At 47.0% G+C, this 366-nt stretch carries 2 rRNA genes; both read left to right on the top strand.

Annotated features, from left to right (window positions below):
* Positions 1–81 (top strand): 23S ribosomal RNA (locus tag A8708_RS11070); the annotation flags it as partial.
* 73 nt (positions 82–154) lie between these two features.
* Positions 155–271: ribosomal RNA gene (gene rrf, locus A8708_RS11075) — 5S ribosomal RNA — on the top strand.
* Positions 272–366 lie beyond the last annotated feature (95 nt).

Genomic DNA, 366 nt, shown 5'->3' on the forward strand with positions numbered 1-366 from the left:
ACGACGAGGTTGATAGGTTCGAGGTGGAAGTGCGGTAACGTATGCAGCTGACGAATACTAATCGGTCGAGGGCTTAACCAAAATTCCTAAGAAAATCTGACTTTACGCAAGTTTCGTATCTAGTTTTCAAGGCGCAAACAAAACGCTTTGACTGTTTGGTGATGATGGCGGAAGGGATCCACGCGTTCCCATCTCGAACACGACCGTTAAGCCTTCCAGCGTCGATGGTACTTGAACCGCAGGGTTCTGGGAGAGTAGAACGTTGCCAAGCAATTGTAACTGAAAGAGCCTTATTTAGAGAAATCTAGGTAAGGCTCTTTTTGCATTCCATCGTGAGCGTAGATCCCGATGGAACTGGAATAGCTG

It is taken from the genome of Paenibacillus oryzisoli (genome assembly GCF_001653565.1).
Lineage (GTDB): Bacteria > Bacillota > Bacilli > Paenibacillales > NBRC-103111 > Paenibacillus_E > Paenibacillus_E oryzisoli.